At 51.8% G+C, this 10,188-nt stretch carries 8 protein-coding genes and 1 riboswitch; of the genes, 2 read left to right on the top strand and 6 right to left on the bottom strand.

What is annotated here, in order from left to right:
• Positions 1-87: 87 nt before the first annotated feature.
• Positions 88-723, bottom strand: coding sequence for an ECF transporter S component (locus Q2J39_RS00805; protein ID WP_230266834.1), 636 nt, complete (start codon positions 721-723; stop codon positions 88-90).
• 25 nt (positions 724-748) lie between these two features.
• Positions 749-958, bottom strand: coding sequence for a hypothetical protein (locus tag Q2J39_RS00810; protein ID WP_230266833.1), 210 nt, complete (start codon positions 956-958; stop codon positions 749-751).
• A gap of 280 nt (positions 959-1,238) precedes the next feature.
• Here Q2J39_RS00810 and Q2J39_RS00815 point away from each other — a divergent pair, with 280 nt between their 5' ends.
• Both Q2J39_RS00815 and Q2J39_RS00820 read left to right on the top strand, forming a co-directional pair.
• Positions 1,239-2,351, top strand: coding sequence for a macro domain-containing protein (locus tag Q2J39_RS00815; protein ID WP_288338812.1), 1,113 nt, complete (start codon positions 1,239-1,241; stop codon positions 2,349-2,351).
• 131 nt (positions 2,352-2,482) lie between these two features.
• Positions 2,483-3,238, top strand: a complete 756-nt coding sequence (locus Q2J39_RS00820) for a hypothetical protein (protein ID WP_288338811.1) — start codon at positions 2,483-2,485, stop codon at positions 3,236-3,238.
• A 162-nt stretch (positions 3,239-3,400) separates the two neighbouring features.
• Here Q2J39_RS00820 and Q2J39_RS00825 read toward each other — a convergent pair whose 3' ends face one another.
• The 4 genes from Q2J39_RS00825 to Q2J39_RS00840 all read right to left on the bottom strand — a co-directional run bounded on the left by Q2J39_RS00825 (position 3,401) and on the right by Q2J39_RS00840 (position 9,797).
• Complete coding sequence (locus Q2J39_RS00825) at positions 3,401-5,143, bottom strand: ABC transporter ATP-binding protein (RefSeq protein ID WP_288338810.1); 1,743 nt, start codon at positions 5,141-5,143, stop codon at positions 3,401-3,403.
• A 254-nt stretch (positions 5,144-5,397) separates the two neighbouring features.
• Positions 5,398-6,678 (bottom strand): sodium:proton antiporter, encoded by a 1,281-nt coding sequence (locus Q2J39_RS00830; protein WP_288338809.1) that lies wholly within the window; start codon positions 6,676-6,678, stop codon positions 5,398-5,400.
• Positions 6,679-6,727: 49 nt separating this feature from the next.
• Positions 6,728-6,808, bottom strand: a riboswitch (Fluoride riboswitch).
• 218 nt (positions 6,809-7,026) lie between these two features.
• Positions 7,027-9,099, bottom strand: coding sequence for an elongation factor G (fusA, locus tag Q2J39_RS00835; RefSeq protein WP_288338808.1), 2,073 nt, complete (start codon positions 9,097-9,099; stop codon positions 7,027-7,029).
• Positions 9,100-9,122: 23 nt separating this feature from the next.
• Positions 9,123-9,797, bottom strand: coding sequence for an ankyrin repeat domain-containing protein (locus Q2J39_RS00840; protein ID WP_288338807.1), 675 nt, complete (start codon positions 9,795-9,797; stop codon positions 9,123-9,125).
• Positions 9,798-10,188: the final 391 nt, after the last annotated feature.

A 10,188-nucleotide genomic window follows, 5' to 3' on the forward strand; every position in this document is an offset into this window, starting at 1 on the left:
AAGGTCCAGCTTTCGCTTTTTTACGGATTTCGTTTCTGATGAACTCTTTGCTCTATTTAAATTTCAGCCGGTTTTCTATTGGTCTTTTCAGGCGTGCGAAGAAGCCGGCGAAGACATTCTCGAAGGAGAAATCGCCTTAGCCAGAGCCATGGAAACAATTCCGGCAGTGGCCATTTCCATCAGAGAATTGCTGACGATGACCATGCCCAGATACGCCAGCAGCGCCGAAGGCGCGATGCCGATCGCAGCGGAATACTGATTGCCCCAGAGCAGAGCGATCAGACCGAGAACCATCAGAGTATGACAGAAGGTGGCGATGACCGCCGCAAGAAGCGCGGACAGCGGACGGTTGATCTTCTTTGCGAAGAGTTCATACAGCCAGCCGGAGATGGCGCCAAGCAGGATACGCGGAACCAGAGCGATGATCAGGGATGTCCAGTTTCCGCTGATGCCGCCTACCGTAACAAACGGCGAGAAGACAAAGGAAGTAATCGAGGGCTGCATGGTCGCGTTCCAGATGGATGTCAGACCAAAGACAAGACCGAGCGCTGCGCCCCAGCCGGGACCCATGAGAATTCCGCAGACCACAACGGGGATATGCAGCAGGGTGATGGCCAGTCCGGGAATGCGGATATAGCCAAGCGGTGTGAGCGTCAGAATGAGCTCAATGGCCAGAAACATGGCGAAGAAAGCCATATTCCGGGTTTTCTGTTTGTTTTTCATGTAACAAATTTCCTCAACTTTCGTTTCAATGCTGAATACGATGTAAATTTGCGGCAGAATTTCTGCCTGAACCGGCTGTCGGCAAAGTGGACTCGCTGGCCGTCCGGATGATCGGCTGCGCATTTGCCTGTTCAACAATAGTCAATCCATTTTTAAATTGCAATATGCCGGGAAACACAGATTTCTTCAGAAAAGACATTTTTTCGAAAAGGCTTTCATTCATTTTTGAACGCATGATATTTGACCGCTTTTTTCAGTCTAATGCCCCCTGTCTGCAATAGAGCTTTCCGAGTTTTCCAGTGATCCAAACCGGCTTTCTCATAGAAAACACTGTGAGATTTTCCGATTTCTCTGACGAACGCTGATTCTGAACTGCCTTCTCTACCATCTGGTGCATTTTCTGATCCTTATACTGTTTTCTATACTGTTTTCTGTTTTCTTAAATCCTTTTCGAGCGTGACTTCAGGGGCTTTTTTGCCCAGTCTGAAGAAGCCCCTGCCATACTATACAGATATATGAAAGTTCGTCTGGACCGTCTGAAAGGCCAAAAACCGGCTCCCCTTTCAGATCAGATTCTCGCAGCCGGTCTGAATCTCGAATTCGATCACAGCCAGGAAGCCAACTGGAATTTTATTTCGCTTCTTCAAAGAGCCGTGGATGAACAGACGCTGCTGTATGTGCCGATTCTTACCTCGCAGACCAGCGAGCTCGATGAAGTGGATCCGCTGGATCTGGAAATGTATCTTTTGCCGGAAAAGGAACTGTTTCGAAAAGTCGATCTGGAACATGGCGGACAGGCGTACTGCGCCTTTCTGACGGTTCCAGAAGATCAGGAAGGGCCCGCCGCGGAATATCGACCCGTCAAGGCGGAAGAAATTTTCCGTGCCGCTCTGGAAGATCCGGATTGCGAAGGGCTGATCCTTAACCCATGGGATCTTTCCGCCATGCTGACGCATGAACTGCTGGCGCTCGTACTCAATGAGGATGGCCGTTCTGCTTCGTGTTCGCTGTACATCAACTATGGCGAAGTGTGCGATCAGGACTGCGATGTCATCGCCAATATTGCTGAGCATCCGTTTGAAGAAACGGAGCACGATCCAAAACTCATTTTTGACCGCGGGGGCGAAGCGCTGCGCAGCGTCTGTGCCAAACTGACGCCGCCCAAACCCGGTCAGATCGTGGTCACCTCTTCCGGAATCGGCCGCTCGGCATCCATTTTTCACGCCGCTCTGCCGGAGGTGATCCGGGAAGAATCGCTTCACCAGCTCATTGATGCCATTCTCGAGCGGGCGCTTCATATGGGCTATACGTCGGTTTCCCTACCCTCGATCGGCAATGAAATTGCGCCTTACCTGCCCGAAGGCCCCTTTGCGGTTCTGGCGGTCAGCGGATGGTTTTGCCGGCATCCCGACAGCGGGATGAGCGTGACGATTTCCACGCGCTCCAAAAAAACGTACGACCTGTTCTGCGCCTATCTGTTCGATGATCTCGAAGACAGTGAAGATCTCGACGAAGAAAAATTTGGAAGCGATCTGGAGGAAATCGATCTGCCCATCGAAAGCGGCAAGACCAAAGACACGCCGGCTCTGCCAAAAGAAACCGGAACCGCCCCGTCTTCCGATAAATAACCGCCGTCTCTCCCCCGTCTTTAAAGCCTGTACGAAACGAGCCTGATCGGCCTGCGAAGCCGAAACGATCGGCATGCTTTCGGATACTCAGGAAATCGGTTTGCCGCTTTGTTTAGAAAAGGAATTGGATCATGAAGAAAATCCTGTATTATCTCGCGCAGATCCTGCTGGTGATCAGTACGCTGTTTGTCGGCTTTGTCACCAGCACAGAAATGATGATTTTGTGCGTATCGTGTCTGATTACCGGCTGTCTGCTCATGCTGGTGTATGCGCTCTCTTCGGAAAAGAATTTCTGCGCGTTTTTCCTGTATGGAATGGCCGCCAGCGCCCACTTCTTCTATCTCTTCGCGCTGCAGTCCTTTGCACCCATCCTGCTCTGCGTTCTCGCTCTGATGATGCTTTGTACCGCAGCCTGTCTGATCTGGAAGGCGACGACATCCGGGCTGCCGCCCATTTCCACGCTCATCGATGTTCTCTTTACCAAGACGGCTCTGCTTCCGGAAATCGTGCTGAATATTTTAATGAAACGGGCGACGAGCGACTTTATGTTTGAAGCCTTTTCCTGGATTTTGTTAGGCATCACTTCCGCCTATGTCTTCGTGCTTCTTGTTCAGCTCGTCAAGGCGAAAAAGCTCGACCGTTCCAAAGCCATTGCCGCCGGCGTCGTTCAGCTCTGCTTTTTCACAGACATTCTTTCCACGGTGTGGCTGCTGATTTATCTTAAGCGTCAGAAAAACCAGGAAAAGAAAGCCGAAAAGGAGCAGGAAGCCCTTCTCGAAAAGAAGAAGGAATCGTCCATGCTCAAGCGCTCCTCTATGAAAGCTTCCGGACACGGTGCCCGCCGATCGGCCCAGTCCCCTTTTGCTCCCAAAAAGAAAGAACAGTAAGACGCATTCTCTGTGCAACCGATCCTGTATTTGCAGGAGAGGCGCACAGCCTTTTTTTCTCCGTTTTCCAAAGGACCCTGGCATGATTTTCGAGCATTCAAAAACGCCGCATCCCTGTTCTGCGAGGATACGGCGTTTCGTCGTTTCAAAATGATTTTGCGCTTAATGCGTTTCGTGCGGGCCGAACTGGCGGAAGACGTAAGACGCATACAGACCGTTTTGCGCGATCAGTTCTTCATGGGTTCCGCTTTCGCTGATGCCCTCGCCATCTACGACAAGAATGCGATCCGCGTTTTCGATCGTAGAAAGACGATGCGCGATCGTCAGCGACGTCCGGTTTTCGGTCAGCTTTTCAAGAGCCTGCTGGATGTAGTATTCGCTTTCGTTATCGAGTGCGGAAGTCGCCTCATCGAGAATGACGATTTTCGGATCTTTCAGGAAAATGCGCGCGATCGAAATACGCTGCTTCTGTCCGCCGGAAAGACGGGTTCCCTTTTCGCCGACACGCGTCTGCAGTCCATCGGGCAGCGATTCAATAAATTCCGCCAGGCTGGCTTTACGTGCCGCTTCCAGGACTTCTTCCTCGGTCGCGTCCCATTTTCCGTAACGAATATTGTCCGCAATGGTCCCGTCAAACAGGTAGACATCCTGCGTCACCACACCGATCTGCTGGCGCAGAGACTCGAGCGTCAGATCCCGGATATCCACACCGTCAATGCGAACGGCTCCGCCGGTCACATCGTAAAAGCGAAGGATAAGCGAACAGATCGTCGATTTTCCCGATCCGCTCGGACCAGCCAGCGCGTAGCGGCCGCCGGCAGGAATTTCGAAGCTGACCTGATCGAGCACCGGCGTGTCGTCATCGTAGCGGAAGGAAACGTGATCAAAGGCGATGTCGCCTTTCACATTTTCAAGCGATCTGGCATCGGGCTTTTCGGTAATCTGCGGTTTCGTTTCCATGACTTCTTCAAAGCGGCGAAAGCCCGTGAAGCCTTTCATCAGGCTGTCCGCAAATTCAAGAAGAATGTCGATCGGACCAATGAACACGTTGACGTAAAGAGCGAAGGCTGCCAGTTCTGCCGCCTGCATTTTTCCAGTCGCAATCAGATAGCCGCCGGCACCGATGACGGCCGTATAGAGCAGTCCCTGAAAAAAGTAGTTCGAGCTGTAGTAAATTCCCATGACGCGGTTGTTCTGAAATTTGGAATCAAGAAATTCGCGATTGGCTTTTCTGAACTTCTTCTGTTCCTGCTTTTCGCTGCCAAAGGCTTTTACAACGCGAATGCCTTCGAGCGAATCGAGCAGCGACGCGTTGATTCCGGCGATTTTCACGCGGTTAAGCTTGAACGTTTCTTTCATGCGCCGGTTCTGCTTCCAGGCGGTAATGGCCATCAGAATCGTGATCACCAGCAAAATCGAAGACAGGGTCAGGTTCATCGAAAACATGATCACAAACGAACCGATCAGCTTCACCGAGGCGATGAGCAGGTTTTCCGGGCAGTGGTGCGCCATTTCGGAAATATCCATCAAATCCGAAACCATGCGGGAACTGAGCGTCGCCGTATTGACCTGATCGTAATAGGCGTGCGAGAACTTCATGTACTGATCAAACAGATCTCTGCGCATGTCGCTTTCCATCTGGGCACCGGTATTGTGGCCCTGACACGCGACATAAAAGCGGCAGGCCGTTCGAATGCCGTACAGCACGAGCAGTCCAAGAATGACCAACGGCATCCAGTTCAGCAGCGCGGGACCGGAGATGCCCGCAGCTTTCGCGGTAAACGCGCTCAGAATGGCCGGAAAGGCAATATCGACCAGAGACAGAATCGATGCGCAGACCAGATCCAGAATCATCGCGCCTTTGTACGGTTTATAAAAGGAAAGAAAATACTTCAGTGTCTTCATGACCGATTTCTCCTCTCTTTCTGTTTCTTTCGCTCTGTCCCAGACTCGATCGCAAACGGCTGTTTCGGGGGAAAAGCAGAAGCCGTCCGAATGTCGGGACATATGAGGATCAGTATAGCGCTGAGAAAGAGGAATTTGGAAAATCCGTCCTGTCCCGGCATTTTGCGGGATTCGTTCCTAACCATTCAGAAAAATGGCCGAGAGTCAAAATGGAAACCGCTCGCTGCGCAGACAGACGGATCCGCCTGTCTGCATCACGAATGGAAAACGGCTTTTGCGGAAGATTCTTCTGGCTTCTTACCGTCTGCAGCGCTGGCCTCCGGTTTTTCTTTCGGTTTTTCATCGTGAGAAAGCAGGCGGAAATACGTCTGATCCATACCGATGGCGCCTAGCGGTGCTGTAATCAGAATGGCAAGAACGGCTACCGAAAGCACAATCGGACCGCATGACAGACCCAGATCGAGGGCGGTCGATCCAATTGCCGCCTGCACCGTCGCTTTTGGCAGGTAGGCAATCATGCAGAACAGACGCTCCTTCTTATTGAGATGCGTGTGAAGCAGACAGAGAGAAACGCCCACGCACCGAAAGATCAGGGCTATGCCGATCATCAGTACAGCCCGTGCACCAGCCAGGGCCGCGTACTGCACATCTACCGCCGCGCCGACCAACACAAACAGGAAAATTTCTGCTCCGGTCCAGAGGCTTCCAAACTGCTTCTGAAGCGTAAGCGTAATTTCTTTCTGGCTGTCTCTGGCTACCATCATGGACAGGCTCAAAACCGCAAGCAGACCGGAGAGCGACACGTATAGTTTGATCAGCGCTTCCACCGCAAGCATCAAAAAGGACAGACCAAGAACGAGAATGGCTTTGCGTTCGGCAGGAACGGCACTTCCCTTCTGGCTTTGCCACGTAAAGTATTTGGAAAGCATCCAGCCGCACGCGGCGCCTAAAAGAAGACCAAGAACAATTGAGACGGGAATGCTTAAAAAGATGGACAGCTGCGCACTGCCGCCCTGGGCCATATCGCAAAACGTACTGAAGAGCACGATGACAAATACGTCATCCAGAGACGCGCCGGCCAGGATCATCTGGGGAATGCTTTTGGATGTGCCATAGCGCTTTTCCATCAGCGTCACCATGCGCGGAACGACTACAGCAGGCGATACGGCGGCGACCACCGATCCCATTAGCGCGGCTTCGACCAGCGAGATATGAAGGAGTGCTGGGGCAAAGAGCACGAAGCCGAGAATTTCAAAGGATGCCGGCAGAAAGGACATCAGAAGAGCCGGGCGTCCGACCTGTTTAAGATCGTTCAGATTCAAGGACAGGCCGGCTTTAATCAAAATGATGACCAGCGCGATGCGACGCAAATCCGCTGAAATGGAAAGAATGGACGGATCAAGCCAGTTCAGAAAGCTGGGTCCGATACAGATTCCGGCGAGCAGATAGCCGATAATGCGCGGCAGCCGCAGCCGTTCGCAGAGTTTCGCGAAAGCGAGTCCGATCAGGATGATCAGAGCCAGAGACGTTAACATAAAATACCTCCATAAACGCAGAAAGGCTGATGCTTTCTGCGATTCAAAAAAAATCACAGAAGTCATCAGCCTGCATTTGTGCATGAGCGGTTCCGGTTTCCCGAGGGAGAACTTCATTCCCGTAAAGAGTATAGACACGTTTTCTTACGAATCGGTCAAAAAAGCTTCTGGAAAATCCAGAAAATTCAAAACCGTTCAAAAATCCGCGGGTCCGCCGCCTCTTCCGGCGAGGACTTCCCTCAGATCCGAATGAGAGTATGCCAAAAACCGAGCAGCTGGAATTTTCGGCTGCTCGGCATGCTGTTTCGGTTAAGTTTTGGAAAGATTTGGATCAGGCCTGAAGCGGATTTAGTCCCTGGCTGCTTCAGCAATAATGCGGGAAGCGATGTTTTCCGGAACCGGATCGTAGCGGTCCATGGAAACGGTGTAGCTTCCAAGGCCCTGTGTCATGGAGCGCAGATCGATGGCGTACTTGGACAGTTCCATCATCGGAACCTGTGCGGAGATCACCTGTTCATCGCCTTCTGGATCCATGCCCAGGATGGCGCCGCGGCGCTTATTGAGATCGCCGATGATCGTGCCGGTGTATTCATCCGGAACGCGAACGCTCAGGTTCATGATCGGTTCAAGCAGAATCGGACGGCACTTGGTCATTGCGTCTTTATACGCAAGACGGGCAGCCAGTTTGAAGGCCATTTCGGAAGAATCGACGTCGTGGTATTTGCCATCGAGCAGCGTCGTCTTCAGGTTGACCATCTTGTAGCCGGCCAGCGGGCCGACCATGGCGTTTTCACGCAGACCGGTTTCAACGGCTGGGAAGTACTGTTTCGGTACGGCGCCGCCGAATACTTTTTCGTCAAAGACGAGTTCTTCTTCATCCGGGTTTGGCGCGAATTCAACGAAGACGTGACCGAACTGGCCATGACCGCCGGACTGCTTTTTATGACGGCCTTCGCCGACGGCCGTCCTGGTGATCGTTTCGCGATACGTAACTTTCGGATCGCTCAGCAGAACTTCCGCTTTGAATTTGGATTTCAGCTTGTTGACGATGACATCCAGATGCTGGTCGCCCAGACCATAGATGACGGTTTCACGCGTTTCCGGGTTGTTTTCAACGCGGAAGGTCGGATCTTCTTCGGAAATACGGTTTAGACCGGTGGAGAGCTTGTCTTCATCGTTCTTTGTCTTAGGCGTAACCGCCTGGCCGTACAGAGCTTCGGAGAAGACGATCGGCTTATTGATCAGACGGGTACCCTTTGCGCAGAGTGTATCGTTAGTTTTCGTATTCTGCAGTTTGGAGATGGCGCCGATGTCGCCGGTAAAGAGTTTTCCGGCAGCGGTCTGATAGCGGCCTTTAATGGTGAACAGCGCACCGATTTTTTCCGGTTTGCCGGTGTTGCCGTTGACAACCTGAGAATCGGAAGCGAGCGTTCCGGAAAGAACCTTGACGTAGGAAATACGGCCTACGAACGGGTCCATGATCGTCTTGAAAACCTGTGCGGTCATGGTTTCTTCTTCCGTCGTCAGCAGTTCAACGGGTTCGCCTTCCGGCGTTTCCAGGGTGATGATTCCCTTTTCGGAATAGGACGGGAAGTACGTGATGATCAGATCCATCAGACGGCCAATGCCGCGGCTTTCGACGGCGGAGCCGGAGAATACAGGAATGATTTCACCGCTGCGTACGCCAATACGAACGCCCTTGGTCAGTTCCGTGTCGGTAAATTCTTCGCCAGAGAAGAATTTTTCCATCAGATCGTCGTCGCCCATGGCAACTGCTTCAGCGATCTGGTCTTTGTACATGGCGATTTCATCGGCCATTTCTTCCGGAACAGGCTGAGCGACGGAGTCGGAAGCTTTTGGTCCATGATGATACCAGGCTTTGTTTTTCAGAATGTTGACGGTACCTACGTATTCGCCGTTTTCAATAATTGGCACTTCAAACGGGATAACGGATTTTCCGAAAGCTTCGTGCAGAGCTGCATAAGCAGAGTCGAAGGAAGTGTTTTCTTCATCGAGATGGTTGATGAAGAAGATGGTCGGTTTATGGGAAGCAACAGCTTCTTTATAGGCGAGACGGGTTCCAGCCTGGAGCGGATCTTTCGCATTGACCACGATCAGAACGTTATCGCCTGCGGCCATTCCGGCTTCTTTTTCGCCAGTGAAGTCAAGGTAGCCCGGAGTATCGATGAAGTTGATTTTGCATTCATCCCATTCGATCGGAACGATCGAAGTGTAAATGGAGATGCCTCGCTTGATTTCTTCTGCATCGAAATCGATCAGCGAAGAACCTTCGCTGGTTTTTCCAAAGCGTTCCGTTGCATCCGTGTAGTAAAGCATCGCTTCCAGAACGGATGTTTTTCCTGCGCCGGAGTGGCCGACGACACTGACGTTGCGGACTTCGCTGCTTTTATAGTCTCTCATAATTATTTTTTCCTTTCAGACGTCTACATTTCCAGCATGGGTTCGAGCTGGGCTCTGCAGTGTTCACGTACATAATCAATCGCTTTGTTGCCCTGTTTATCGGCCATATCCTTGTCTGCGCCGTAAACGATCAGTTTTTCTACGAGCGAAGGATATCCGCCGTATGCCGCACGCATCAGAGCGGTGCAGCCGTTATTATCGAAAAGGTTCACATCGGCGTTGCGCTCGAGCAGCATGTTAATGGTGTCGCGCTTGAAGGCGATGCAGGCTTCCATGAGTGCGCTGCGGCCGACTTCGTCCTGGGCGTTGATTTCTGCGCCGGAATCGAGCAGAACCTGAATGCAGCGATCCTGTCCGAGAAGAGCGGCACGCATGAGTGCGGTTCTGCCGTTGTCATCTTTTGCGTTCACGTCAGCACCGGCTTCGATCAGCGCCTTGCAGATTGTGCGGTTGCCTTTTTTGGCTGCGCCCATCAGAGCGGTTTTTCCGTATTTGTCAGCTGCATTTACATCTGCACCGTTATCGATCAGCAGCTGAACGATATCCTTGCGGTCACGTTTGGCAGCGCGCATCAGTGCGGTTCTGCCGTCTCCGTTGGCGTAGTTTACATCAGCTCCGGTGCGGATCTGGCCGACTGCCATTGCGAAGTCGCCATTTGCGCATGCATCCCAGAACACCTTATTGAATTTCTGATCCATTTTGTAAATCCTCCTATAATTCTGGTATCAAAAAGCCGGGCCAGATGGCTTCAGGTCAAAAGACCCTACTGCACACTGTCCCAGCTTAATCCGGAAGAAAGCCCGGTTTTATTCCCATTAACAAGCACCGAAACAACAACATTGCTTTTCATAAAACCACTTCCTTCCTGTGAGTGACTTCATTGTAAGGGTTTCCATTTCGCCTTTCAAATTGTTTCCAAACTGGACACTTAGTCGACCGAACAGGCCGCTTTTTCGTCCGGATCAGGGTGCAGGCCGTACTTTCTGTCCGTTTAAGCCCCAAATGGCGTCCAGCAGATATCCGATCCCTTCAAAGAAACGTAAGCGTCAAATAAAAGACGGGTATTTTCTCGACCGCCTCCTTGGGATA

The sequence above is a fragment of the uncultured Allobaculum sp. genome, from assembly GCF_948576815.1.
Lineage (GTDB): Bacteria > Bacillota_I > Bacilli_A > Erysipelotrichales > Erysipelotrichaceae > Allobaculum > Allobaculum fili.